Origin of the sequence: Sorangium sp. So ce367, assembly GCF_051520455.1 — a bacterium.
GTDB lineage: Bacteria > Myxococcota_A > Polyangia > Polyangiales > Polyangiaceae > Sorangium > Sorangium cellulosum_B.
This window is the reverse complement of sequence record NZ_CP150334.1, coordinates 1,948,495-1,974,520: the sequence shown is the minus strand read 5'-3', so window position 1 is coordinate 1,974,520 and position 26,026 is coordinate 1,948,495. Positions and strand designations below refer to the sequence as shown.

General features: G+C 71.7%; 15 protein-coding genes. 7 read left to right on the top strand and 8 right to left on the bottom strand.

The window, feature by feature from the left end:
- Positions 1-2: 2 nt before the first annotated feature.
- The 4 genes from WME97_RS07620 to WME97_RS07605 all read right to left on the bottom strand — a co-directional run bounded on the left by WME97_RS07620 (position 3) and on the right by WME97_RS07605 (position 7,026).
- A complete protein-coding gene (locus tag WME97_RS07620; RefSeq protein WP_437550700.1) occupies positions 3-1,403 on the bottom strand; it encodes a family 2B encapsulin nanocompartment shell protein in 1,401 nt (466 codons plus the stop codon).
- Between the two features lie 96 nt (positions 1,404-1,499).
- A complete protein-coding gene (locus tag WME97_RS07615) occupies positions 1,500-2,906 on the bottom strand; it encodes a family 2B encapsulin nanocompartment shell protein (protein ID WP_437550698.1) in 1,407 nt (468 codons plus the stop codon).
- A gap of 21 nt (positions 2,907-2,927) precedes the next feature.
- Positions 2,928-5,243: a family 2 encapsulin nanocompartment cargo protein terpene cyclase gene (locus WME97_RS07610; RefSeq protein ID WP_437550696.1), complete on the bottom strand. Its 2,316-nt coding sequence runs from the start codon at positions 5,241-5,243 to the stop codon at positions 2,928-2,930.
- A gap of 532 nt (positions 5,244-5,775) precedes the next feature.
- The gene (locus tag WME97_RS07605; RefSeq protein WP_437550695.1) at positions 5,776-7,026 is read right to left on the bottom strand and encodes an MFS transporter; all 1,251 of its coding nucleotides are present in this window, start codon (positions 7,024-7,026) and stop codon (positions 5,776-5,778) included.
- A 292-nt stretch (positions 7,027-7,318) separates the two neighbouring features.
- Here WME97_RS07605 and nrfH point away from each other — a divergent pair, with 292 nt between their 5' ends.
- The 3 genes from nrfH (at position 7,319) to WME97_RS07590 (ending at position 11,033) form a co-directional block, all read left to right on the top strand.
- The gene (gene nrfH, locus WME97_RS07600) at positions 7,319-7,837 is read left to right on the top strand and encodes a cytochrome c nitrite reductase small subunit (protein ID WP_437550693.1); all 519 of its coding nucleotides are present in this window, start codon (positions 7,319-7,321) and stop codon (positions 7,835-7,837) included.
- A gap of 30 nt (positions 7,838-7,867) precedes the next feature.
- Positions 7,868-9,295, top strand: coding sequence for an ammonia-forming cytochrome c nitrite reductase subunit c552 (locus tag WME97_RS07595; protein WP_437550691.1), 1,428 nt, complete (start codon positions 7,868-7,870; stop codon positions 9,293-9,295).
- 412 nt (positions 9,296-9,707) lie between these two features.
- Entirely contained in the window at positions 9,708-11,033 is a 1,326-nt protein-coding gene (locus tag WME97_RS07590; protein WP_437550690.1) for a M28 family metallopeptidase, read from the top strand.
- 82 nt (positions 11,034-11,115) lie between these two features.
- Here the strand turns inward: WME97_RS07590 and WME97_RS07585 are convergent, their stop codons facing one another.
- The 3 genes from WME97_RS07585 to WME97_RS07575 all read right to left on the bottom strand — a co-directional run bounded on the left by WME97_RS07585 (position 11,116) and on the right by WME97_RS07575 (position 15,107).
- Complete coding sequence (locus WME97_RS07585) at positions 11,116-13,260, bottom strand: substrate-binding domain-containing protein (RefSeq protein WP_437550688.1); 2,145 nt, start codon at positions 13,258-13,260, stop codon at positions 11,116-11,118.
- A 349-nt stretch (positions 13,261-13,609) separates the two neighbouring features.
- Complete coding sequence (locus tag WME97_RS07580) at positions 13,610-14,308, bottom strand: hypothetical protein (protein WP_437550686.1); 699 nt, start codon at positions 14,306-14,308, stop codon at positions 13,610-13,612.
- A gap of 97 nt (positions 14,309-14,405) precedes the next feature.
- On the bottom strand, positions 14,406-15,107 hold the full coding sequence (locus WME97_RS07575; protein WP_437555336.1) for a hypothetical protein: 702 nt from the start codon (positions 15,105-15,107) through the stop codon (positions 14,406-14,408).
- Between the two features lie 98 nt (positions 15,108-15,205).
- On the opposite strand from WME97_RS07575, the gene WME97_RS07570 reads away from it, so the two are divergent.
- Entirely contained in the window at positions 15,206-20,206 is a 5,001-nt protein-coding gene (locus WME97_RS07570; protein ID WP_437550684.1) for a sigma 54-interacting transcriptional regulator, read from the top strand.
- Between the two features lie 59 nt (positions 20,207-20,265).
- Here the strand turns inward: WME97_RS07570 and WME97_RS07565 are convergent, their stop codons facing one another.
- The gene (locus WME97_RS07565) at positions 20,266-21,954 is read right to left on the bottom strand and encodes a hypothetical protein (protein ID WP_437550682.1); all 1,689 of its coding nucleotides are present in this window, start codon (positions 21,952-21,954) and stop codon (positions 20,266-20,268) included.
- Positions 21,955-22,514: 560 nt separating this feature from the next.
- On the opposite strand from WME97_RS07565, the gene WME97_RS07560 reads away from it, so the two are divergent.
- The 3 genes from WME97_RS07560 (at position 22,515) to WME97_RS07550 (ending at position 25,831) form a co-directional block, all read left to right on the top strand.
- On the top strand, positions 22,515-23,096 hold the full coding sequence (locus WME97_RS07560) for a hypothetical protein (protein WP_437550680.1): 582 nt from the start codon (positions 22,515-22,517) through the stop codon (positions 23,094-23,096).
- A 315-nt stretch (positions 23,097-23,411) separates the two neighbouring features.
- The gene (locus WME97_RS07555; RefSeq protein ID WP_437550678.1) at positions 23,412-24,479 is read left to right on the top strand and encodes a hypothetical protein; all 1,068 of its coding nucleotides are present in this window, start codon (positions 23,412-23,414) and stop codon (positions 24,477-24,479) included.
- A gap of 281 nt (positions 24,480-24,760) precedes the next feature.
- Complete coding sequence (locus WME97_RS07550) at positions 24,761-25,831, top strand: hypothetical protein (protein ID WP_437550676.1); 1,071 nt, start codon at positions 24,761-24,763, stop codon at positions 25,829-25,831.
- The last annotated feature ends 195 nt before the right edge of the window (positions 25,832-26,026 follow it).

Below are 26,026 nucleotides of genomic sequence, written 5' to 3'. Positions count from 1 at the left end.
GGCTACCGCCCGATCTGGACGTTCTCAAGGACGCCGAGAGCGTCCGGCACCAGCACCGCGGCGGAGTAATAGGTGCTCACGAGGTACGAGGTAATGGCCTTCCCGTCGGTCTCCATCCTGCGGGCCGAGACGCCGGGCTCGATCTCCTCGGGGAGGCCCGTGCGGTGGAGGCCAATGACGCCCTGATGCTCCTGCCCCGTGCGCATGACGAGAATGGAGCTCGTTTTGTCCTCGTTGATCGGGATCTTGTCGCAAGGCAGGATCGGGACGCCGCGCCACGCCGCGACCTGCGTGCCGGAGAGCTCGACGGTGGTCGGGTAGATGCCCCGGCGACTGCACTCCCGGTGGAAGGCGGCGATCGTGCGTGGGTGCGCCAGGAAAAACTGCGACTTGCGGCGCCGGCAGAGGATCTCGTCCATGTCGTCGGGCGTCGGGGGGCCGCTCCGGGGATGGAGGCGCTGCTTCAGGTCGGCGTTGTGCAGGAGGCCGAAGTCACGGTTGTTGATGAGCTCGTGCTCCTGCCGCTCGCGCAGGGCCTGGACGGTCAGGCGGAGCTGCTCCTGGAGCTGATCCATCGGATCATTGAAGAGATCCGAGACGCGCGTGTGGAGCCGGAGGACCGTCTGCGCGACGCTGAGCTCGTATTCACGCGGCGCGGTCTCATAATCGACGAACGTCCTCGGGAGCGCGCGCTCGCCCTTGTGACCGGCGGCGAGGGCGATCGCCGCCTGTCCGAGCTTGTCCTGCGGCTTCTTCAGCCGCTCCTTGAGCGACTCGACGTGCGCGTGCAGCGCAGGGGATCGCGAGATCAGCTCCTCGAAGGCGCGCTGCGGGAGCTCGAGCACGATGCACGGCGTGACGGCCCTGACCGAATAGGTCCACACGTCGTTCGATTCGATGACGGACTGATCCCCGAAATGGTCCCCATCCGCGAGGACGTCGAGGATCGTGTCGGCGCCGTACTTGCCTGCGCCGAGCTTCTGGGCCTTTCCGTGCGCGAGCAGGAAGATCGTCTCCGCTGGCCTTCCGCGCTCGGCGATCAGCGCGCCGGGCTTGTACTCTCGCTGGACGAACCGGCTCGCCAGGGTGTCGAGCACGGCGTCGTCCGAGAAGCCTTGCAAGAGCGGCAATTCGCAGAGCTCCTGCGGGATCACCTGCACCTTCGCCCCGACGTTGCCGAAGCTCAACCGCCCGTCGCCGACGGCATAACTCAGGCGGCGGTTCACGCGATACGTGCCGCCCGTGACCTCGATCCAGGGCAAGACCCGCAGGAGCCACCGGGACGTGATCCCCTGCATCTGCGGATGCGACTTGGTCGTCGTCGCGAGCCTTCGCGCCCCCAGCGTCCCGAGGCTCGAACGCTCACCATCGTTCCCGATCCCAGGGTGTTCGGCGTTTGCCATGATGTACCTTTCCTTCTGCGGGCTTCGGAGAGCAGAGCGCTCCGCGTATCCCCGGCGTTTGCACGGGGCACACGCGGAGCGCCTACCGCTCGGGGCTCATTCGTGGGCGCGTCCGATCTCGACGCTCTCCAGGACGCCGAGCGCGTCGGGGACCAGCACGGCCGTCGAGTAATAGAGGCTGACGAGGTACGACATGATGGCCTTGTCGTTGATCCCCATGAAGCGCACGTTGAGGCTCGGCTCGACCTCGTCCGGAATGCCGGCGTGGTGCAGGCCGATGACGCCCTGGTTCTTCTCGCCCGCGCGCACGAGCAGGATCGAGGTCGTCCGCGTCTCCGAGACCGGGATCTTGTTGCACGGGAAGATCGGTACGCCGCGCCACGCCGGGACGCGGTGGCCGTTCACCTCGATGCTCTGCGGATAGACGCCGACCCGGCTGCACTCCTGGCCGAACGCCGCGATGGCGCGCGGGGGCGCGAGGAAGAACGACGGCTCCCTCCAGACCGTGGCGAGGAGCTCGTCCATGTCGTCCGGCGTCGGGGGCCCGCTGTGGGTGTGGATGCGCTGCTTCAGGTCGGCGTTGTGCAGGAGGCCGAACTCGCGGTTGTTGATGAGCTCGTGCTCCTGGGTCTCCTTCAAAGCCTCGATGGTCAGGCGCAGCTGCTGCTCCGTCTGGTTCATCGGCTCGTTGAACAGATCCGCGACGCGCGTGTGGATGTGGAGCACGGTCTGCGCCACGCTGAGCTCGTACTCGCGGGGCGAGGTCTCGTAATCGACGAACGTGCCGGGAAGGACGGGCTCGCCGGAGTGGCCCGCCGCGATCTCGATCGCCGCCTCGCCCGTGTTGTCCTGCTTCTTCGCGGCGAGCGCCTTGAAGTTGTCGAGGTGCTTCTTCAGCGATGGGTGCTGGGCGACGAGCTCCTCGAAGGCGTTCTGCTGGAGCGTCAGCACCGTGACCGTCGTGACGGCCTTGGCCGTGAACGTCCAGTAATCCTGCGCCTCCAGGAGCGCCTGGTAGCTGTAATGGTCGCCGTCCGCGAGGACCGCGAGCACCGTCTCATCGCCGTACTTGCCCGCGCCGATCTTGTTGACCTTGCCGTGCGCGATGAGGCAGATGTGATCGGCCTCCTTGCCGCGCTCGGTGATGACGTCGCCGGGCTTGTATTCACGCTGCACGAAGCGGTTCGCCAGCGCGGTGAGGACCTCGAGGTCCTCGTAACCGCGGAGGAGCGGCAGCTCGCAGAGCTCCTGCGGGATGACCTGGATCTTCGCGCCGGTGTTCGTGAACGTCACCCGCCCGTCGCCCACCGCATAGCTCAGGCGGCGGTTCACGCGGTACACGCCGTTGACGTGCACCCACGGCAGGAGCTTGACCAGCCACCGCGACGAGATGCCCTGCATCTGCGGCGCCGACTTGGTCGTCGTCGCGAGCTGCCTCGCGGCCGCCGTCGCGAGGCTGGTCTGGTGCTGATCGATCGAACCCAGATTACCTGTGATAGACATGAGTCCCTCTTTCCCGGACGGCTAGGGCCGCCCCTGCTTCACCGGCACGGACCGCGCCGTACCCATCGAAAGATCCGCCTTCGCAGCAGGAGCCGCGGCGCCGGCTCTTCCGGCGCCGAAGAAGCTGCTGATACGCGCCGCAGAGGCGCCAAACCCACGCGCGCCCTCGATCGCCCGTTCGATCGGGCGGCGCTCGAGCTCCGCGTCCACGTACCGGCTCGTCACGACGTGCCAGTGGAGGACGCCAGCCATGTACGATCGCTGCTTCTCGACGTATCCGAGCACGGCCTCGCGGGCCGCCTTGTCGAGGTCGAACTCGTCGAGGATGCGGGGCAGCTCGGTCGCGACGATGTGCTCGAACTCCAGCACCCGCGCCGTGAGCAGGTCATTGACGACCTCCTTGGCCCGCTGCGCGTCGCATTCGAGGAACCGCTCGGCGACCAGCACGAAATTGCTGAGCTCGCCCTCGAACTCGATCTCCTTGCGGTACGAATAGAGATCGTTGATCCACCCGCCCACGTCGGCCGTTGTGTTGTCGAGCCCTCGCATCGTCCGCGTGCGGAAGACCGCGGCCGGGACCACATCGCCCAGCGTGAGCTTGGACAGGCTCATCGTGAGATCGGCGCCGAACGTCTTGCGGCGCATCTCGACGTAATCGACCGGATCCGGGATCCGGTTCTGGGTCTGGTTCAGGAGCTCCCAGAGCCAGCTCCCGGTCATGGTCTCGACGCTGCGGCGGAGCGATTGCCGCGAATTCATCGACATGGGGGAGGCCGTGCGGATCCAGAGATCCAGCAGGCTGCTCTCCACCGGGTTCTCGGGCACCGGGGCGCCCGCGCAGTCGAGGGGCATGAACATCGAGAGCCGGGCGTTGAACCGCTTCGCGCCCGCCATGTCCCGCGTCGCGCCGAACACGCGCGGGAAATAGTCGTCGCCGTACGTCCCCCACGTCAGCCAAGCCGAGCTCAGGTCGAGCTCGTGCGGGGACGCGTCCGGGTGAATGCCCGCGGCGCAGATGGGGAAATCGAAGCCGATGAAGCTGCGCTCGTCCCAGATCCCGGACCCGAAGACGCCCGGCACCACGTCGAGCATCGCGAACTTGCGGGCCCACTCGAGGGTGTTCCGGCGCGCTGCGGCCAGATGCGGGCTCAAGCGGAGCTTGAACGGCATGTGAATCTTGGGGAGCGGCGTCCTGCCCACGGGCTGGAACGGGGCGTGGGTGAGGGTCTTGATCCGCTGCAAACCCAGGGCGGCGGGCGTGAGCCTGATCCGGAACGCCGAGGTGCCGAGCCCCGTCGGCGCCCCGGGGAAATCGGGGACGCCCGCGGATCTGTCCGCGTTTTCGTTCATGTAGCGGCTCGACCGCATGTGCCATTCGTGGCCGCCAGACTGCCAATCCTGCAGCCCCTTCACGTACCTGGCGACGTCGAGGGCTTGAGCCGGCGTCAGCCCGTGCTCGACGCAGAGCGCCGGCACCTCGACGAGCGCCGTGTTCTCGAATTGCTGGAGCCGCGACGTCAGGATCTCGTTCGTGAGATCGGCCGCCTTTTGCGTGGGGACGCCGAGGAAACGCTCGAGGACGAGCACGCAGTTGGCGTTTTCCCCTTCGACCTCGACCTCGCGCTGGTACGAGAACAGGTCGTTGCGCAGGTGGACGCCGTCGGAGAACGTGTCGCGCAGGACCTCGAGGGGGCGCGTCGCGGCGACGGCGGCCGGGACCTCGGCGCCCACGGCGATCTCGACGAGGCCCGCGGACCAGGGCGCGCCGCCGACCTTGCGGCGCATCTCGATGTATTCGACCGGGTTCGCGACGCGGTTCTCCTGGATATTGGCGAGCTCCCACATGCATTCGAGCATCAGGTTCTTCGTCGCCTCGAGGAAGCGCTCGCGCCAGTGCACCGATGTGAGCGGGACGGTCCGCGCCCAGAGGTCCGCGAGCGCGCGCTCGACCACGTTCGTCGGCTCCGGCGGCGTCCCCGTGGGCACGACGGGCATGAAGAGCGGCAGGCGGTCGAGGTACGCCTTGGCGCCGCGCATGTCCTTGGTGCGCTTGTAAATCTCGAGGAAATGGTCGTCGAAGAAGAACACCCAGACATACCAATCCGTGATCAGATTGAGCTCGGGCGCGGGCGCGTCGGGGTGGGTGTACGCGCAGAGCAGCGCGTAGTCGTGCGCGTCGAGGTCGCGCTCGGTCCAGATGGGCTTCTCCTGCGGGTTCTCCTCCAGGATACCCATCTCGTAGGACCAGGCCTTGGTATGCGCGCGCGCGCCTTCGAGGTGCGGATTGAGGCGCGCCGGATGCGGCATGTAGAAGTCGGGCAGCGTGAAAGGTTGCATGTTCGCTGACTTCTCGCGCGCGACGTCGATAGGGGCGACGCGGGCGACCTGAATGTCTTGGCGGTCTGTATTCCGGACGCACCTCGGCAGCTCGCACACAGACGCGCGACGACGCGTTGGTGGGGCTCTTCCGTACAGGCCGATCGGGATCGTTCGGACGGGGCGGATCTAGACCAGCCCAGCGCTCCCACCAAATTAACTGAGGACGAACTCCAGACCGCAGGAACTCCAAAACTGCTGCTTGGTGCGGAACCGCTCGGGCGCCGCGGCGACCGCTCGAGCCCCGCGGGCGGGCTCCGTCATGACACGCTCACCAGCCGGGCTGGCCCGCAGTCTGTGAGCCCGCGACAGCAAGCACGTTTCAGTCGGCCCGCCCGTTTGCCCCGACCGCCCGGTGGTGTGGTACCTGCCCCGCCCTGCCAGAATGCCGGAACCGCCAGGGCGCCACGAGACGCCAGGATTGTTGTGTTCTTCTTGGCGTCTTGTGGCGTCTCGGCGAACCTTGGCCGGATTTCTGACGCACGAAGCTGGGCTATACCCGCGCCGTCTCCTCGAGCTCCTTGCCGCGCGTCTCCGGGAGGAGCCACAAGATGAGCGCGAGCGCGACCAGCGGGAAGAGCGCCGTCGCGGACACCGCCGGTCCCCAGCCGATCTCCTCCGCGGCGAAGCCGACGGCGATCGGAGAGAGCATGTAGCCGATCCGGCCGAGCAGGTTGTTCGACCAGGCGATCGCGTCGCTCCGGAGGTGCGTGGGGAAGAGCTCGGTCATGTAGGCGTTCAGCACGGGGAGCACCCCGCTCGCGCCGAAGATGGCGAAGACCAGCGCGGCCGTGAGCGCGCCCCGCGAGCCCAGCGAGTAAGCGCCGAGCACGCCGGCCGCCGCCAGCGCATAGATGATCACCGCGCCCTTGCGGCGGCCCACCACGTCGAGCAGCTTGCCCGAGGCGAAGATGAGCGGCATCGAGACGAGCGCGGCGAACGTGATGCTGCCGCCCACCTCGCCGTCGCTGAGCCCGCGCTCCCGGAGCGCGAACGTCTTCCAGAACGTCACCGCGTTCTGGGTGCAAACGTACGTGAGCCCCCAGATCAAGGCGAGCTGCAGCATCCGCTTGCGGTACGGCGTGCGCAGGATGCGCGTGAACGGCGGCGTCCCCTCCCCCTTTCGCTCGGCCGCCACCTGCTCGAACCGCGCCGTCTCGCGCAGGCCGCGCCGCGCGACCGCGATGAGCACGAGCGGGATGCCGCCGACGAGGTACACGCTGCGCCACCCGTACGGCGTCGCGAGGAGCAGCGGAACGACGCCCGCGCACACGATGGATCCCAGGCTCGAGAACGCCTGGATGACGCCGATCACCATCCCGCGCCGATCGCTCGGGTACTCCTCGGCCGCGTACACCATGCTGACCGCCCACTCCCCGAGGAGGAAGATGCGCGCGAGGAGCTGCAAGACGGCAAAGACATAGACGTTCGGCGCGAACGCCGTCAGCACGGAGAAGATCGTATACCCCGCGATGGTGACCGAGAGCACCCGCCGCCGGCCCCACTGGTCGGCCTTGCGCACGAGGAGATACGCGATCATCGTGCCCGAGTTGATGACCCCGACGAGCAGCCCCTCGTGGCGGGGCAAGAGGCCCATCTGCGCGCCGAAGTTGGGCAATATCTGCGTGAGCGCGAGGAAGTCGTAGCCCTCGAAGAACGAGGCCACGCTCAGGAACCAGAACAGCCGCCGCTGGTACGGCGTGAACGGCGTCTTCTGGTGGAACCCGTGCTCGTCGAGGGTCACGTGACGTCTCCTGGCCAGCTCCCTAGCGCAGACGGGCGGCGGCGGGAACAGCGGCCGCAGGGAGCGCCCGCCAGCGCGGAATCTGCGCCGCTGCGCACGCCTTGCGGCCGCGTGCGCCGGCCCGCCGCGGCGTCCCGCGGTCGCCCTTCGCGCCGAGTCGGCTGGTCCCGCCGCCGGGCCGTCGATCGCCGCTCCGGCCGAGACGCAGCGGCACCTGCCTTGCAAAGCGGCGGGTCGAGGATCGAGAATCGATGAACCGGTCCGGCGATAGATGACGCACGAGCAAGATCCCATGACGGAAGAGCAACGGCGAGATGAACCGCCGGAGCCGCCGGCGCGCGAGCGAGCGCGCGGCGGGCGTGGCTCCAAAGGAGCCTTGCTCCTCGCGCTCTGCGCCGCGCTCGGCGTGGCCGCCGGGCTCGGCGGGTACACCTTCGTTTATGCGAAGGGCGCCTCGTACCTGGGGAGCGATCCGTCGGCGTGCGCCAACTGCCACATCATGAACGAGCAGTTCGCCGGGTGGCAGCGCTCCAGCCACCGGGCGGTGGCAGGGTGCAACGACTGTCACGCGCCGCACACGTTCCTGGGGAAATATGCCACGAAGGCGTCGAACGGGTTCTGGCACTCCTTCGCCTTCACCTCGGGCCGCTTCCCGGACCCGATCCGGATCAAGCCCAGCAATTTACGCATCACGGAGGAGACCTGTCGCGGGTGTCACGGCGACGTCGTGGATGCGATCGACAGCGAGCACCACGGCGCCGCGGGGCTCTCGTGCGTGCGCTGCCATGAATCGGTGGGCCACCTGCACTGAGGGGCGCCCGCTGCACGAGGGATGGAATCGATGACGGAGCCGAAGGACGAAGGATCCACGCAGAAGAGCGAGCGCACCGGCAAGCCGCCGGCGCGCTGGCGCTACCTGCCGCTCGCGGCGCTCGCCGCGGCGGCGGCGACCGCCGGGATCGCCGCGCTGCTTGTGAACATCTTCGAGCACAAGCAGGAGGCGAAGAGCCCGTTCTATCGGGTCGTCGAGCTTGACGACACGATGGACGACCCGGCCGTCTGGGGGAAGAACTTCCCCCTCCAGTACGACGGCTACCGGCGCACGGTCGACCAGAAGCGCACGCGCTTCGGCGGGAGCGAGGCGGTGCCGCGCACGCCGACGGACGCCGATCCGCGCAGCGTGGTCGCGCAATCGAAGCTCGAGGAGGACGGTCGGCTGAAGACGATGTGGGCCGGCTACGCCTTCGCGCGCGACTTCCGGGAAGAGCGCGGGCACGCCCACATGCTCGAGGATCAGGTGTACACCGAGCGGCAGGTCGCGGCGAAGCAGCCGGGCACCTGCATTCACTGCCATGCGTCCGTGTACGTGCCGTACAAGAAGCTCGGCGGCGGCGACCTGATGCGCGGGTGGGAGGCGATGAACCAGATGCCCTTCCCCGAGGCGCGCAAGCTGGTGACGCACCCGGTCTCGTGCATCGATTGCCACGACCCCGAGTCGATGCAGCTCCGGGTGACCCGGCCCGGGTTCATCGAGGGGATCCGCGCGCTCAAGGCGTCGACGGGTGAGGCCAATTACGACGTCAACACGATGGCCACGCGCCAGGAGATGCGCTCGTACGTCTGCGGGCAGTGCCACGTGGAGTATTACTTCAAGGGCCCGGAGAAGCGGCTCGTGTACCCGTGGGCGAAGGGCCTCAAGATCGACGAGATCTACGCCTATTACGAGGAGAGCGGCCACTCGGACTGGACGCACGCGGAGTCGGGCGCGAAGGTGCTGAAGGCGCAGCACCCGGAGTTCGAGATGTGGAATCAGGGCATCCACGCGCGCTCCGGCGTGGCCTGCGCCGACTGCCACATGCCCTACCAGCGGGTCGGCGCGACGAAGATCAGCGATCACCACGTGCAGAGCCCGCTCCTCAACGTGAACCGCGCGTGCCAGACGTGCCACAAGTGGCCCGAGGACGAGCTCCGGCAGCGCGTGGAGACGATCCAGTCGCGCCATTTCGAGGCGCGCAACCGGGCGATGGACGCCGTGACCGCGCTCATCAGCGACATCCGCCGGGCGAAGGAGGCCGGGATGGCCGAAGAGGCGCTCGCGGGGCCGCGCGCGGCGCAGCGGAAATGTCAGTTCTTCGTCGACTTCGCCGAGGCGGAGAACTCGTCCGGCTTCCACGCGCCGCAGGAGGCGATGCGCATCCTCGCGTCCGCCATCGATACCTGCCGGCGAGGGCAGCTCGCGCTGCGAGACGGAACCCCGCCCGAACCGTGACCGAACCAACGTTCACGTCAACGTAAACGTGGTCGTGGTCGTTCACGGCCTATCGTTGACGACCACGACCACGTTTACGACCACGTTCACGTCCACGTCCACGTCAACGTTCGGATGTGGGAGAACGCGGTGCGAAGGTTGGTTAACGCCTACCGCTCCACCACTCCCGCGCTCCTGGTCCAGGCGACCCGGGGCGCCGGACGGCGGGCCGCGCGGCTGCGCGAACAGGCCGAGCGGCCTCGTCATCACTCACGGACTGACGAGCTGGACCATGACTCCAGAGCTCCGGTGGAGCGCTCATGTGTCCCTCATTGCATTTGACGCGATTCGATCCAGAGCTCGACTCATCGCGAGATAGTGCTTGGATAATTCGTTTGAGATCCGTACGGTGTCGCCGAAAGGGGAAGACGCCATGACAACCTGCCGCAATCGTTCGAGCGCCGTCGCCGCGCTGGGTGCCGCCTTTGCGCTCGTCTCGACGTCGTGCGCGTCCGGAGATCCGGGCGCGCCGGCGGCCGGGGAAATCCACGTTTCGCACGTGGGCAAGGATACGGTCAGCACGTTCCTGAACCGGCTCGCGACGGAGACTGGCCAGGTCGTCGTGACCCGCGCCAGCGTCGATGACGCCTGGCAGAGCGTCACTCTGAGAGAAGAGCGCGGGGCCTCGCTCTACCTCGTGGAGGGGCCGCTGCCCAGCGCGGCGCTCCCGGGCGAGCGCGCGCGCGTCGGCGGGATCGCCGCCGTCGCCGTCCCGACAGGCCGCGATCCCCATGACTGGCTCGGCTCGCACCGCCTTCACGCGGAGCCGCTGGGGGAGCAGGATGTGGTCCTGTCGCGCGCTCCGGGAGCACAGAGGACCCGCGCTCCGGCCGGGACCCGCGCGCGGCTCGACGGCGACGCCGCCGAGTTCCCCGAGCTCCACATCGACGCCGCGTTCCTCGAAACGCGGCTCAAGGAGCTCTCCGGCGCCGCGCCCGTGACCGTCGGCGGCCGCTCGGCGGTCATCCGCGAGCGCGGCTCCGAGGACGGGCGCGCGCTGGCCCGCGCCTGGATGCGCCAGCAATTCGAGGCGATCGGGTTCACCGTCGAGGAGCACGCTTATCAAAGCGGCTGGAGCCGGGGCGTCAACCTGACGGCGGACAGGCCCGGCGCCGACCCGTCGCGCGTCCTCATCCTCTCGGCGCACTACGACTCCATGAGCAACGCGGGCGCCGACGACGACGGCTCAGGCATCGTGTCGTCGCTCGCCATCGCCCACGCGCTGAAGGACGCGAAGCTGAGCATCGGGCTCCGCGTCGTCGCCTTCGATCAAGAGGAGGACGGCCTCCTCGGCTCACGGGCCTACGCGAGCAAGCTCTACCGGAACGGGCAGATGGATCAGGTGGTCGGCGTCCTGGATCTGGAGATGACAGGCTACGACTCCAACGACGACGGGCACTATCACGTCATCCACTGCAACGAGAACACGTCGTCCGATCTGGCCGCGCTGGTCGAGGAGGCCGCGTCGCACGGCGAGCTCGGCCTGACCCGGGTGGACGCCTGCACGAACCGCAGCGATCACGCGGCGTTCTGGCGCTACGGGACGCCGGCCGTGGCCATATCGCAGGACTTCTTCGGCGACGACGGCAACCCCTGTTACCACCAGCGCTGCGACCGGGTCGATCAGCTCAACTGGGACTACATGCGGCGGCTGACCGAGGCCGCCGGGCGCGCGGCGGTGAAGCTCCTGATGAAGTGATTCGAGCGATCGCGCAACCAAGCAATCGAACGGGCGAGGCCGCAGCGCGCGGACGAGCGCCCGAGGATCGCGCGAGGCGGCGCTACTCTGCTCGCCTCGCCTTCGTCTTCTTTTCTGGCCTGGTCAGCTCGCTGATGGCGGCCGCCAGCGACTGGAAGATGGATATGCCGTGCAGCTCGATCCCGAGGCCGACCATGCCCTGCGCCATCGTGGGCCCGACGCCGACGAGGCTCACGCGCGCGCCGAGCAGCCGGGTCGCCTGCGCCGTCTGCACCAGCGCCGCCGCGATCGCCTCGTCGACGAACGGCACGCCGGTCACGTCGAGCAGCACCCAGCGGGCCCCCTCCCGCGCGACGCCCGAGAGCGCGGCCTCCATGATCTGCTGCGCCCTCGCGGCGTCGATCGCGCCTATCAGCGAGATGAGCAGCACCCCGGGCAGCAGCGGGATGACGGGACAGCCGAGCTCCCGCACCGTGCTCGCCAGCGCGCGCTCGCGCTCGTAGGCGGCGGCCAGCATGTCGCGCTCCGCCTGCAGCGCGACCGCCATCTCGTGCTGCTCGAACGCGGCGATCAGGAGCGACACCCACATGGACAGCGGGTGGAGGTTGTCCGCGAAGCTCTCCGTGTGCAGCCCTCCCATGACCAGGGTCCCCCAGTCGCGCTGCTGGCTCACGATCGGGACAATCACGAGAAAACCGCTCGGCTCGTCCGGCAACGCGGCCGCGCGCAGGGCGGGCGGCGGAAAGAGGCCGGCCGGATACCGTCGCCCCACGAGCGCGGCCACGTCCGGATCGCAGGTATGCACGCTCTCGATGACGGCCTCCGGGCCGTCCGCGCCCGGATCGTCCGCCCAGCGCGCGACGCACGCGACGCGCACGGTGGTGTGCGCCAGCCACGCCAGGCGCTCGTCGGTCCATACCTGCTTCGAGATAAGGAGCCTGCTCATGCTCACGTTGGCGCGAACCAGCCGCTCGAGGCTCCTCACGCTGTACCGCTCCGCCGCCACGAGGGCCCGCTGCTGCGAGAGGCGCACGCGGTCGAGGAACCTCTCCAGCCGGCGCGCGGCGTCCGGATCCGAGGCGCCGGCGAGCTGCCGCGCGGCGGTCGCCTCGATATGCCTCACCACCGCGAGGAGGACGTCGATCCTGCTGTTGCGCGCGACCGCCGCGCCGAAGGCGCGATCGAGCGTCTCCACGTCCGGCAGCTCCGCCCCGGTGAGCGCCGCGCCGAGACCCCGCACGATCACCTCGGCCTCGGGCCAGGCGAGGGGCGCCTCGGCGGGCTGCGAGCACGTCGGCCCCTCGATCAAGCCGCTCAGCTGCCGGGGCAGCTCGCGCTCCCAGTCGCAGAGCGGCGCGTCGAGCTCCGGCGCGAGCGGCGCGGCCTCCCACGCAGCGCTGCCGCACGAGCGCCGCACCACGAGCTCGGCGGGGACGCGGGTCACGAGCTGCGGAGGAGGGCGGCCGTCGAGGAGATCGATGAGGCGCTCGACAGCCGTGCTCCCGAGGAGCACCGGGTCCTGCCGTATCGTGGTGAGCGGCGGCTGGCAGTGCTGGGCGGCGCTGATGTCGTCGAACCCCACCACGGCGATGTCCTCGGGCACGCGGTATCCACGCGCCCGAAACGCGTTGATGGCGCCTATCGCCATCTCGTCGTTGCCTGCCACGAGCGCGGTGCAGAACTTGCCGTCGCGCTCGATGAGCGCCCGCACGCGCTGCTCGGTGTACAGGATGTTGCACTCCTGGAACTCGGAGAGCAGGTTGAGGCCGGTCTCGAGGCCGCGCGCGCGCAGCGCCTCATCGAACGCGCCGGCCCGCTCGATGAAGTCGTCCGACGTCGCCTTGCCGATGTAGGCGATACGACGATGACCGCGGCGGGCGAGGTGGTCGACGAGCTGGTGAATCGTACCGTGGTTCTCCGCCCGAACGACCGGGCAGCGCGAGCCGAGCGCGGGCGCGCAGAAGATCACGCCAGGCTTCCCATCGGAGAGCAGCTCCTCCAGGCCGTCGATGGTGTACATCGTTATCCAGCCGGCCACGTGGTGAAGCGCCATCCCGCGCGCGAGGACGTCCCGAGGCGTCGCGCGGATCAGGAGGAGCTCGTAGCCGCGCGCGCGCGCGGCGCGGTGCATGCCGGCGAAGGCCGCGGCGTTGAAGGAGTTGTCCAGGAAGACCGCCGCGACGCCGATCACCTTCGACGTGCGCTGTTCGACAGGCCCACTCTTCATCCCGGTCGCGTCCTCCCCCCACGTCGCACAGGCGAGCCTATCACCGTCCTCGACGAAACAACTGGAGAACTTCCGAGCGACCGGCTGGACATCGATCCGGAGCGCGCTTCGGGTGCGCGCATGTAATCAATTCTACACGGCCGCGCCGCAGCGCTCGCTTCTACAGCAGCTTCCGCGCGGCGCGGGCCGAGCGGGCCAGCCGTGAATCGATGTTGTGGGGAGCCCTACGCAGGAGGCGAGAGGCGAGGGCGGAGATGGGGGGCGCTTCAGGGCGCGGCGGGCTCGCCCGGCGGAGCGCGCCGGCCGGCCGGGCGAGCGCGTCCGGCAGGGCGAGTAGCCGCGGGCGCGGTCACTTGCCTTGAGCGCGCCCGACGGGGAGCGCCGGGCCGACGCAGCCACAGCCGCACGCGTCGGAGAATTGCTCCTCTCCCGGCGCGCAGATGAAGTCGACGAGGTGGCAGTACTCCGGATCGTGAGAGACGTAGCGGACGTCCGGATCCGCGGCGTCAGGGCAGGCCTCCGGCGCGGGGCCGACGCAGCCACAGCCGCACTCGCCGCCGAAGAGCTTCTCTGGCGGCGAGCAATCGAAGTCGATGAGCGCGCACTCGTTCGGATCGTGAGAGACGTAACGGACGCCAGGATCACCCGGGTCCGGGCACGCGGGGGGAGACGCCTCGTCGATGCAGCCGCAGCCGCACCCTGGTTGGGTCATCAACCGCTGTCCCTCCGCGCAGACGAAGTCGATGAGCGCGCATTCGTCCGGATCTTGAGAGACGTAGTGGACGCCAGGATCGCTGGGATCCGGGCACGCGGGGGGCGGCTCCTCGTCGATGCAGCCGCAGCCGCACCCCGGCGCGTTCATCAGCGTCTGTCCCTCCGCGCAGACGAAGTCGATGAGCGCGCACTCGTCCGGATCTTGAGAGACGTAGTGGACGCCAGGATCGCTCGGATCCGGGCACGCCCCGCCCCCGCCGCCCGTGGGAGGTTTACAGCCGAACAGCCCTACGATCGAAGAGGCCGCAAGAAGCAACAAGGCACAGGTTCGCATGGTGATCTCCGTATCTTTCTCGTGTGGGTTGGGAGATGCGAGCTCCCCCTCGAGGCCCGTCTCGAGCCTCCCGGAGGAGCGGAGAGCTGGAATCGACTCAGGGATCGCCGGGCACGAAGAGCGTCACCGCCCGCCGGAAGACCTCCGGTGAAGACACCTCGATCAGCGCCACTTCCTCGCGCGCGGCGGCGCCGGTCGGCCGGTACACAACGCGGAGCTCTCCGGCGCTCCCCGCCTCGAGGACCACGGGAGCCGCCGTTCCCTCGAGGCTGTACTCGGGCGCCGGGGCGCGCAGCGCGATCGTGTCGATCGCGAGCGGCGCGCCGCAGGCGTGCGCGAGCGCGACGGCGCTGCTGGACGTCGCGCCGGAGGCCGCGTCGGGCAGGGCGAGCTCCCGCTCGACCTCGAAGCAGTCCGCGAGCGGGCGAGGCGACGGATCGAGGGCGCCGACCCCGGCGATGAGGTCCACCGGCTCGGAGCGCAGCGCGCCGCGCCGCGCCTGGAGGCGCAGCTCGTTCCCGCGGAGGCCGTCGATGTCGAGCGCGAAGCTGCCGTCGCCAGCGACCGGCGCGACGACCGGGGGCGCGGTCCCATCGAGGTTCACCGCCCAGACCACGTCGGCGTCGGTCACGCTCCCGGGCGCGCCGGTGAGCTCCAGCGGGGCGCCGTCGCACTCGTCGCACACCGCGCCGACGACGTCGCCGGCGAGCGCCGGCGGCCGCTCGAAGGGCGGCTCCGGGATGGGGTTCACCCCGCACCCGGCGGCGCAAGCGACGAGAAGGACCGCAAGCCAGCGCATCACGCCGCCCCTCTGTTCAAGAGTCGCGCCAGTGCGATCCGCTGCTTTCCGCGGAGATCGTGGGCCCCTTTTGTACCATTCTGTACCATATTGTACCGATGGTACGCCACGGCATTGCGCCAGGGGCCGTGGTCGATGGCCGTTACGAGGTGGTGCGCGCGCTCGGGCGCGGCGGGCTCGCCTCGGTCTACGAGGCGCGCGACCGGCTCTTCGATCGCGACGTCGCGATGAAGTCGCTGAGCTTCGGCTCCGCGGGCGCGCTCGAGGCGTTCCGGCGGGAGTTCTCGCTGCTCTCGGCCTGCGCTCACCCGCGCCTCCCGCGCGCGTACGACTTCGCCCGGACGACGAGCGGCGGCGCGCCGAGCCAGCCGCTCACGTACGCCACGACGGAGCTCATCCGCGGCCGGACGCTGGCCGAGCACGCGCGGGGGCGCGCCTTCCGCGCGGCCCTGCCCGTCCTGCTCGACGCGCTCGACGCGCTCGGGTGGCTCCACGGCGCCGGCATCGTCCACGGCGACTTCAAGCCCGAGAACGTCCTCGTGCGGGACGACGGCGCGGGCGTGCTCATCGACCTCAGCGCGGCGCGTAGGATGCGCGCGGACGCGGGGGACCTCTCGGGGACGGCGCGGTTCTTCGCGCCGGAGCTCCTCCGAGGGGCCCCGCCGAGCGCGCGCTCCGATCTCTTCGCGGTGGGGCGGACGCTCGAGGCCCTGTTCCCGCTCCTCTCCGGGGCGCCGAGCGCCGCCGTTCGCCGCCTCGCCGAGCGGCTCACCGCCGAGGATCCGGCGAGCCGCCCCTCCGGGGTCGAGGAGGTCCTCGAGGCCCTCTCCGCCGGCGACCTGCCGCGGCGCGCGCCCGCCGTCGTGAGCGAGCCGGGCGAGATCGTCGGCCGGGAGCGCGAGGTCGAGGCGTTCGGCGCGGCGCTCGAGGCGCTGCTCCGCGGCGAGCGCGGGCCGCGCGCCGTGATCGTCACGGGCGAGGAAGGCGCGGGCAAATCGCGGCTCTTCCGCGAGCTCAAGTGGCGCGCGCAGCTCCGCGCGCAGGTCGTCGAGGGCGCGCCCCGCGGCGACGATCCGCTGCGCGCGCTGCTGGTCCGGGCGCTCGGCGGCGCGGCGCTCCCGGCCGGCGTCGACGCGCTGCTCGGGGCCCGCGGCGAGCTCGCGGGGGCGCGCGGGCGCGAGGGCGAGGCGGCGCGCGCCCCGCGGGATCCGCGCGATCTGCGGGATTCGCGCGATGTGCGGGATCCGTACGGATCGCCCGCGCCGCACCGGCCGCGCGTGCTCGCGCTCGACGACGCCCACAGGCTGGGCGCGCACGACCGGGCGCTGCTCGAGGCGCTCGTGCGATCGACCGGGCCGACGGACGCCGTCCTCTGGCTGATCGCCTCCGCGGAGCCGCTCGACGTGGGCGGCGGCGCGGTCGTCGAGCTCCCGCTGGGCCCGCTCGGCGAGGACGCGGTCCGGGTCTGGACCGCGCCCCTCGCCACGGCGGCGCGCACGTCGGACCTCCTGCGCGCGAGCGGCGGCCGGCCGCGCGCGCTCAAGGAGCTCTGCGCCGCGCTGGCGCAGCGCCGCCTGAGCGAGGCGGAGCTCGACAGGTTCGTCCACACGACGGGCACCCCGGAGCTCTGGCGACGGCGCGTGGCGGCGCTCGACCGCGGCGAGGCGCGCGCCCTCGCGGCGCTCGCGGTCGCGGACCCGCTCGGGCCCGAGGCCGCCGCCGCGCTCGGCGTGGGGCGCGCGGCGCTCGACGCGCTCGAGGCCGCGGGGCTCGCGCGGCTCGACGGCGAGGGGTTCCGCCTCGGTCAGCCCGGGCAAACCAGGGCGATCCTGCCCTGGCTCGACGCGGGCGTCGCGCGCGAGATCGCGGCCGCGATGGCGGCCCACCTCGCCGGCGCCGACGAGGCGGCCCTCGCCCCGGCGCTCCGCAGCCAGCGCGCGGCGGACCGGGCGAGGGCGCTCGTGCTCGCGGGCGACCACGAGGCGGCGCGGCGGGCGCTCGCCGCGTCCGGGCCGATGCTCGAGTGGGCGCCGCGCGCCTGGGTGCGCGCGGCGGACGCCGCCTGCGAGGTCCTGCCGGCGCCGCGGACGCTCGTGGCCGCGGCGTCCGCGATCGAGGCGGCCGGCGACCCGCGGCGCGCGCTCGCGCTGCTCGCGCGGGCGAGGCGCGCGCGGCCGCCCTCCGACGTCGGCGCGGAGCTCTCGTACCGGGCGGCGCGCTGCTACGAGAAGCTCGGCAAGGTCGAGCGGGCGCTCTGGCAGCTCGGGCGCGCGCGGGCCCTCTCGCCCGGGCCCTGGGGCGGGCGGCTCGCGAGCCTCTCGGCGCGCTGCCTGCTGCGCCTCGGCCGCTACGACGAGGCCCGGCGCGAGGCGGAGGGGGCGCTCGCGGCGCTCGGATCACGCGAGGTCGACGGCGCGCCCGCGAACGGCGAGGCGCGCGAGACGGACGGCGCGCCCGCGAGCGGCGAGGCGCGCGAGGCCGCCGCGGAGCTGGCCGAGACGCTGGGCCTCGCGCTCGGGTACCTGAGCGACCAGGCCGGGGCGCTCCAGAGCCTGGCGCGCGCCGTCGCGCTGCGGCCGGCGTCGGGCTCGCCCCGCGCCCGCGCCCGGACGCTCAGCTACCACGCGCTTTACGCCTACCGCGCCGGCGACGCGGCCCTGGCGGCGCGCGGGTTCCAGGAGGCGCTCGACCTGGCCGAGGCCGAGGGCCTCGGCGACCTGCTCGCGACGGCCGCGCTCAACCTGGGGACGGCGAGGCACCAGCTCGGCGACTGGGGCGCGGCGCTGCGCTGCTACGAGCGCGGGCTCCGGGCGGCGATCGCCTTCGCCAAGGAGCGGACCGAGGCGACGCTGCGCTTCAACCTCGCCAAGATCCACGCGGACGTCGGCCTGCTCGATCGCGCCGAGCTCGCCGTCGCGCGGATGCGAGCGCCCGAGGGCCCGAGGGCCCCCGAGGAGATCGCCGTGGCGGCGCTCGGGCTCGCCGCGGAGCTCGCCGCCGCGCGCGGGGCGCTCGGCGAGGCGGCGCGGCTGCTCGAGGAGGCCCGCGCCGGCCACGCGGCGCGCGGATCGAAGCGCGAGGCGTGCGAGGCGGTGATCCACGCCGCGGAGGTCGCGCTCGCGGCGCGGGACAGGGCCGCGGCGGGCGCGCGGCTGGCCGAGGCCGCGGCGCTGCTCCGGGAGGCCGACGCGGCGGACCTCGCGCTGCGCCACGCGACCGCGGGCGCGGAGCTCGCGCTGGCCCGCGGCGACACGGGCGCGGCCCTCGCCGAGGTGCAGCGGGGCGCGGGCCTCGTGGCGAGGGTCTCGCAGCTCGAGCTCCACGCGAAGCACGAGGAGGTGTCCGCCGCGGTGCTCCGCCTCCGGTCGGCGACGGCGCTGGCGGAGCGGCACCGCACGGCCGCGATCGAGTGCTGGGAACGCATCGGGAGCACGCTCCCCGCCGAGCTCGCCGAGGTCTTCTGGCGGCACCCCCGGCGGGCCGCGCTCCGCGGCGGGCCTGCTCCGCCGGGGGCCCGCATGGAGCTCGTGCTGAAGCTGCTCGAGGTGAACCGGCGCCTGAGCTCGACGCTCGACGCGGAGGAGGTGCTCCGCCTCGCCATGGACGCGGCCATCGAGCTGACCGGCGCGGAGCGGGGCTTCGTGATCCTCGCGTCGCCATCGCCGTCGCCGGAACCGGGAGGCCACGCGAAGGGCAGGCTCGAGGTCGCGGTCGCGCGGAACCTCGACCGCGAGCGCGTCGGCAAGAGCCAGCTCAAGTTCAGCCACGGGATCGCGAAGCGGGTGGTCGAGCGCGGGGAGGCGGTGCTCACGGTCGACGCGCTGGCCGACGAGCGGTTCCACGGGAACGCGTCCGTGCACGGCCTGCGGCTCCGGTCGATCGTGTGCGTGCCGATCCGCGCGCACGGCGCGGTGATCGGCGCCGTCTACCTCGACAACCGGTTCCAGCGCGGCAAGTTCGCGGAGGGCGACGCGGATCTGCTCGGCGCGTTCGCGGACCAGATCGCGGTCGCGCTGCACAACGGCAGGCTGATGGCCGAGCTCCGGGACCGCACGCGGGCCCTGGAGGAGGAGCAGCGGCGCGTCGCGGAGCTCATGCGCTCGCAGGCCGACGAGATCGAGCGGCTCTCGCACGAGCTCGAGCGGACCCGGGCGGACGCGCGCCGCGACTTCCCGGAGATCGCCGGGAGGAGCGCGCCGATGCGCGCGGTGCTCGCGCTCTGCGAGCGCGTCGCGGAGAGCGACGTGACCGTGACGGTGACCGGCGAGAGCGGCACGGGCAAGGAGCTCGTCGCGCGCGCGATCCACGCGGGCGGGCCCCGGCGGGACGGGCCGTTCGTGGCGGTCAACTGCGCCGCGCTGCCCGAGGCGCTGCTCGAGTCGGAGCTCTTCGGCCACGTGAAGGGCGCGTTCACCGGCGCGGTCCGCGATCACGGCGGGCTGTTCGTCTCGGCGCGGGGCGGGACGCTGTTCCTCGACGAGCTCGGGGAGGTGCCGCTCGGCGTGCAGGCGAAGCTGCTCCGCGCGCTCCAGGAGCGATCGATCCGCCCGGTGGGGTCGGACCGGAGCGTCTCGGTGGCCGACGTGCGGGTCGTCTGCGCGACGAACCGGGATCTGCGGGAGGAGGTCGCCCGGGGGCGCTTTCGCGAGGATCTCTACTACCGGGTCAGCGTCATCGAGATCCGCCTGCCGCCGCTGCGGGACCGGCCGGACGACATCCCGGCGATCGCGCAGGCGATCGTCGAGAAGCTCGCGGCGCGCCAGGGCCGCCCGGCGTTCCGGCTGTCCCGGGGCGCGCTCCGGCGGCTCTCGTCGTACGGCTGGCCCGGCAACGTGAGGCAGCTGGAGAACGTGCTCTCGCGCGCGTGCGTGCTCTCGCCGGGCCCGGAGATCGGCGCCGCCGACATCCAGCTGCCGGCGGCGGCGCCCGCGCCGCGGGGCCGGTCGCGCGCCGAGCACCAGGGCGCCGAGGAGGAGCGGATCCGCGCCGCGCTCGAGCTCTCCCGCTGGAACGTGAGCGAGGTGTCGAGGAGCCTCGGGATCCCGAGGATGACGCTGTACCGGAAGCTCGCCCGCTACGGGCTCTTGCGGAAGGAGTGAGGGTCAGGCCAGCGTGAACAGGGCGCCCGCGACCAGCCGCTCCCCACCGAGCGAGGGGGCTAATCCCAGATACGCACGACCATGAGCCCGAGGTTCGATCGCTTCCCCGCGGCCACGATGCGACCGTCGCGCTGGACGGTGACGGCGTAGAGGTAGTTCTGGTCCGGATGGTCGTCGAGCACGACGGCGCCCGAGGCGCCGAACCCGGCGTCCCTGGATCCGTCCGGCAGGAGCCGGAGGATCGAGGCCGTGATGCCCGAGTTCACGGTGCCGCCCGCGACCGCGCCGAGGATCTTGCCGTCGGCCTGGAGGGCGACACCGTAGCCCCGCACATAGGGCTTCTCTGCGCCGCTCGCGTTCACCATGCCGCTCCCGCCAAACGTCGTGTCTGCCGAGCCGTCCGCGTTGAAGCGCGCGAAGGCATAGTGATTCACGCCGTCGAGCGCATATCCCACGAGGACCGGCTTACCGTCGCTTCCGAGGGCGAGGTCGGAATCGTTGTAGGGCGTCTGCGAGAGATAGGCGACGCCACCCATTCCAAAGCCAGGATCGAGGACCCCGTCGCGATCGAGCCGCGCCGCAAGGAAGGAGGGGCCCGCGTCCCGCTCGGTCCCCCCGGCGAGGATGTGGTCGTCTCCATCGATCGCGACGGAGTGCAGCGGCCGCTCATCCATCGAGAAGATGCCCGAACCGCCGAAATCGCGATCGAGGTCGCCCGCGGAGGAGAACCGCACGACGATGCCCCTGTTGCCGGGGCCGACGCCGGCGGCGATGATCCCGCCATCGCTCTGGACGGCGACGTCGAAGCCGCCCGAATCGCTGATCGAAGCCGGATCGAGCGTCGCGACCCCGCTCGCCCCGAAGGCCTGATCGATCCCGCCGTTCGCGTGGAACCGGACGATCGAGAGCTGATGATCGCGCTTCCCCACCGCCAGGATGCGCCCGTCCGGCTGCAGGGCCAGCGACTCGAACGTCCCCTTCTGGCCGACGACGAGGCCCCCTGTGCCGAACTCCGGATCGAGCACGCCGCTCGGCAGGAAGCGCGCGAGCCCCCAGGTGTCCCCATCGACCCCGGCGACGAGGATCCTGTCGTCCTCCTGGACGACGATGGCGCGCGCCTCGTGGGGCGTGCCGCTGGTGGCGATACCCTCGCCGTCGAACGATGCATCGAGCGTCCCCGGCGGATCGGCGACGAGCAGCGAGACCGGCAGTTCCCGATCCTCCAGCCCGGGCGCGCTGGCCACGAGCGAGGGCGCGGCGCCGCCGACCGCCGCGAGCGGCTCCGCGGTCAGCGTGAGCACGCCGGTGGCCTCGCCATCCAAGACCACGACCGGGCTCGCCGTGACGCCGCTCGGCAGGCCCGACAGCGAGAGCGCGACGTCGCCCACGAAGTCGTCCGAGCGGGTGACGGCGACGGGGAGCGACGTCGAGCCGCCGCGCACCACGCGCGACGCCGCCGGGTCGAGCGCGATCGAGAAGCCCGCCTGCGGCGCCCCGCCGCCGCTGCCATGCGCGGACAGGTCGCCGCCTCCGCCTCCGCCCGACGCGGCGGCGCCACCGGCGCCGGCGCCGCCGTCACCGCCGGCCCCGTCGCGCGAGACTTCGTGAATGCCGAGGATGCCCTGGCAGCCGAGCGCGAGACAGGCCGCGGCCGCCCCGGCCAGGAAGGCCCCGCGCGCGAACCGGACGCCGCGGGCTGGCGGGGGTGGCGCGCTCCTCTGTGCGAGCGGCGCGAGCGGGAGGATCATGCCGGCAGGCTACCACGTCGGCTCCCCGCCGGACGCAGCGCCGCGACGGCGTCGGAGTCACGCGCTCGGAGAGATTGCGCGGTACAGGTTCCCGAGCCTGCCGTACGTCTCAACCGCCCCCGGATAGAACCGCTTGGTGTTGAAGTAGCCCTGATAGCAGGCGTAAGAGTTCGTCGGGGAGAGATCGGGCTCGAGCCCGGCGAAGCGCGCGTAGTTGCACCCATCAGGAGTCCAGCCAGGGCTCCGAGGAGAAATTTCAACGCAAAGACGCAAAGGCGCAAAGGCGCAACAAAGAAAACAACAAGTTCCATGCCTTCTTGCGTCTTTGCGCCTTTGCGTCTTTGCGTTGAATCTCTCTCCGCTCGCAAGATAGAGCCCTCCACCCCGCCTCATCACGAGCGTCTCTGCCAGGTGGAGGAAGCGGAGGAGATGGCGCGCCTCCTCGTCCGGTTCGTGACGTGGTCCGCCTTCCCCGGGCATCCGCCAGCCCGGACGGCCCACCACGCCGCGAGCACCAGGCACACCTGTACATCCGTTCAATGATCTGCTAGCCGATCGGCATGCGCCCCCGCAAGGCCGCCGCCGCCGTCGTCGAAGAGCTGCCGCCCGCCGAGGAACCCATCGACGCATTCCCGCCCGACGACACAGCGGCGGACGAGCCGAGCTCCGCCGTCCGGGAGCCGCTCGCGCTCGCTCTCATCTGCATCGACTGCGGCAGCAGCGGCGGCGGTCATGACGGCTGCGCGCACCGCGAGCGCGCCCGCTTCCACGCGCCGCCGCGGGCAGCGCTCGAGCTCGTCGCACGCCTGCGCCGAGCCGCCGCCGAGCACCGCGCCGCCGCCCGCGCCCTCCGCGCCCTGGTCACCGCCGAGCACGCGCGCGGTCGCGCCGAGATCGAGCGGGCGGATCCGGTCGAACCGCAGCCCGAGGCGGAGCCAGAGCCCCCCTCGCCGCCCCGACTCGAGATCGCGGCGCCGGAGCCGCCCGCCGTCTGCCCGCGCTGCGCCGAGCAGACCGAGGGCGAGCCGGCGGAGTCCGGGGCGCCGCCTCGCCGGCCAAAGCGCAAGGGGCGGGTGGCCCTCGAGCAGCAGGCGTTTCTCTTTTCGAGCGATTCCGAGCAACACTCGCCGCACGGGACCTGAGCCGCGACCAAGGCGCTGCCGAAGGAATCGGAGACCCGGGATCGGCGTTAGGCTGCGCCGATGTCCCCGAGCCCGTCCCGAGCTCCTCGCTTGCGCGCCGGAGGCGGCGTTCTGGCCGCCGCGCTGCTCTGGCAACTCGCCTGCACGGGAGGAGCTCCACCGGGAACTCTGCCCGTGACCGGAGCGCGCCGGTCACCGGCGCCGCCTCGGCAGGAAGACTCGACACCACCGCGCCCGCTGCCCGCCGAACGCCAGACGACGCCGGCGCCGCCGCCAGGGCCAGCTCCGGGCGAAGCGCCGCTTCCCCCCGATATCGTGGCCACGATGAAGGCGCTCGCCGCGCTCGACACAAGCGCGGACGGCATCGGGCTGAGCGCGCCCCCCGCGGGCGCTCCCGCGCTGCTCCGCGCCTTGAAGGCCGAGCTCCGAGGCGTCGTCGGGCGCGCGCTCGACGCGGCCGAGGGCGCGCCGGCCGCCGCACGCACGCGCGCGATGGCGGAGCTCGGGCGGCTCGGCGTCCACCCCGCCGGCGAGGAACGGCGGTGGGGCAGCCTGCTCGACCTCCGCATCGAGCAGCCCGCGGCGCACCCCGAGCTCCGGGTCGCGCTCCTCACGCTCGCGGTCCCGTGCGGCGAGGACGCGTCTCTCTACGTCTTCGAGCGGGGCCCGGCGGGCTTTCGCCTCGCGCTCGCTCACGAGAGCGATTTGTCGGAGTGGACGTCCGAGGGAAACCGGCTGTCTTATGGCTTGCTCACGGGCCAACCGAAGGGGCGCTGGGCGCTGGCCGTCTCGAGCGCGGAGTCGTCCTGTGTCTCGCTCTGGAGGACGCTGACCACGAGGGTGCTGCTGGAGGGAACTGACCCGCTGCACCCGCGCGCGGCCTTCGCGAACAGCCTCCGATTCCACATGCCGGCCGGCTACACCCTCGCGGTGTCCGCCGGGGGCTTCACGCTGCGCTGGACAGGCGACCCGACCTTCCTCCCATGGTACCCGCGCTGGGACGCCCTCGCCGCGCGCTACACGGTGGAAGGCGACAGCGTGCGTCGAGCGCCGCCCCTCGCCCCTGACGCCGAGTCGTTCGTGTACGCCTGGCTCGGGCTCGAGTGGGCAGAGGCCGAGCGCTGGCTCTGCCCAGCGGCGTCGCCGTCCGCGGGCGAGCGCTGGCACCGGGAGCTGCGCGCGGCGCTGCCAGGGCTCGCGTCGACACCGCAGCTCGGCGCGTGCGGGGGCCCCGACGGGGAGGATGCCACGAAGTGCGAGGACGTGGAGCTGTGGCTGACGCGCCCGGGCCTCGCCCGGTCCACCGCGACCACCCACGTCCTCCTGGCGAAGCAGGGCGCGGACCGCTGCGTCGAGCGCGTGTTCTCGAGGGTGAAGCCATGAGAGGTCCGGGCAGCGGCTCGGTCGAAAGCAGCATGCTCGCGGCGGCGATCGCGCGGCCGGCGAGGCGGCGCCTGCGCGGACTGGCCCTCTCTTGCGCGGCGTGCCTGTCGCTCGCGCTCACGGCGTGCGCGGCACCCGCGCCCGAGGCGAGAGGACCTCTGGTACCTCGGCCGGCAGCGCGGCCCGTGACGCACGGCGCTCCTACAGCCCCCGCCACAGCCCTCTCACTAGCCCTCTCACCAGCCCCACCAACAGCCCCAACGGACGACGCCGCGGACCTCGTGAGAGAGGCGCTCGCCCCGTTCTTCGCCTCCCCGAGATCGGGCGCGGCCGACGATCAAGACACGTGGCTGGCGCCGCGGGTGAGCGTGGAGAAGCGGCCGGCGGAGTGCTGGGAGCTCGGGCCGGAGCAGGACGCAGCCGGGCTGGCGATCGTCGCGCTGCACCGGCGCGAGCGCGGCCCCGTCCAGTGCGCTCCGTTCAGCGCGCGCCTCGCGCCGTTCGCCACGTTCGCCGTCGACAGGCGCGCTGGCACCGTGCGCTGGTGGGACGAGGCGGCGCCCCGGCCGATGCGCGAGTTCTTCGCCGCGCGCGAGGAGTCCCTGAGAGCAGCCGTCTCGGCGCTGGAGAAGCGCTTCATCGACGACGCCATCGCCTGGGGAGGCACGACCGCGCTGCACGTCGAGGACGAGACGGCAACGCACCTCCACGTGTCCGTGCTCTCGTCCGACGGCCGCAAACGGCTCGCGCGCTTCCGCGTCGACAGGCGTACGCGCGAGCTCTCGTGGGACGACAACGGCGAGCTCCGCGGCTACGGGGCGTTCAAGGCGAGCTGGTACCGGGACCATCACCCGGCGGTCACCGCGCTCGGCCAGCTGCTCGAATGGAAGTGGTCCGGCGTCGATTCGCTCGCGCTGGAGGCATCCCGCGGCCACGTCTTCGATCTCGTCGCCCGGGCCGGCGAGAGGTGCTCCCCGGCGAGCGGCATCTGCGCCACGGAGCGATTCCGCGTCGATATGCGGCGCGGCGCGGCGATGTGGCACGACGGCAAGGCCTACGTCCCCATCGAGCGATTTCTTCAGGACCTGGAGCAGAAGGGGCAAAGGGCCGTCCTCCTGGCCAGGGCCTGGGCGCTGAAGCAACGAGGGCCCGCCGGCGCCTCCTGCATCGCCTTCCGGCCCGAGAGCGTCGACAGGGCGAGCGTGCACGTCCGGATGCACCTCGCCCCGCCGTGCAACACCTCCCCGATGCTGATGACGCTCGCGTGGTACTTCGTGGACCTGCGCACAGGCAAGGTGTGCTCGTCCGAGGACGACACGTGCGGTTCGGAGTCCGGGCAGGGCAGACCATGACATGGGCCGGCGGGCGCGGGCCCCATGAGGCCGCCCGCCGCGGCGCCCTTCGGCGCGCGACAATCGGAGCTGACAAGCATCGCCGTCCATCCGATACTCGCGCCGCTTGCCGCACAGCACGGCCATCAGCAGGCGACCGGGAGCCGGACGTGAGGACGCGGGGACGCGGGAGCGCGAGACGACGAGCGCTCGCTC